Origin of the sequence: Rhodoplanes sp. SY1 (genome assembly GCF_046000175.1) — a bacterium.
Lineage (GTDB): Bacteria > Pseudomonadota > Alphaproteobacteria > Rhizobiales > Xanthobacteraceae > Rhodoplanes.
This window is the reverse complement of the sequence record NZ_JBEOMB010000468.1, coordinates 1-757: the sequence shown is the minus strand read 5'-3', so window position 1 is coordinate 757 and position 757 is coordinate 1. Positions and strand designations below refer to the sequence as shown.

Genomic DNA, 757 nt, shown 5'->3' with positions numbered 1-757 from the left:
CGTCGTTCTCGTCGCCCGCGATGGCGGGCCCTGCGCCGATCCGCGACAGCAGGAACGTGCTGATCGAATCCGCCGACGACGGCGTCAGCAGAAGCGGCCGATTGTAGAAGGCCGACGCGATGCGATGATACGGGATGCTCACGCGGCAGCTCCATCGGTCTGCTTGACGGACTCGCCCGGCACGGCGCCGGCGGCCGCCTTGACGGAGGCGCGCGTGAGATTGCGGCGCGCGAGCTCCTCCGCCTCGATCTCGGCCTGGTCGAGCACGTCTTCCCAGTCGCGGCCCTGCTCGGCGCATTCGTCCTGGAGGGTCGACATCAGGCCGTCCATGCGAATGGAGGCCGCCTCGGCCTCCTTGGTCGGGTCGACATAGCCGCGGCCGGGCCCGATCCAGCGGCAGTTCAGGTAGGCGGCCGGGACGTCCCAGAAGTCGGGCAGCTCGTCCGGAATCACGATGTAGCCGCGGTCCACCCCTTCCTCGACGACGCAGTAGCGGATCGGGTCGAACACCTGCTCGCACAGCACCGCGAACATCCGCGTGATGGTGCGCCAGACCTCGTTCAGGGCGGCGCGTGCACTCGAATAGTTGGTCCGCGACCAGTCCATCGCGAGCTGCTCGTAGGAGATGCCGCGCGCCGCCGCGACCCGCTGCAGGAAGGCCGTGAGGAACGCCGGGAAGGCCGTCGTCTGGCGCGGGCTCGAGTTGATCGCGATCTCGTCGCCGAGCGGCATGACGGGGATGCGCACGCCGCCCAGC

General features: G+C 69.5%; 1 protein-coding gene. It reads right to left on the bottom strand.

Going from position 1 to position 757, the window contains the following annotated elements:
• Positions 1–138 precede the first annotated feature (138 nt).
• Positions 139–757: phage portal protein (locus ABTU92_RS30410; protein WP_408095253.1), on the bottom strand; the 619-nt coding region annotated here is incomplete at its 5' end.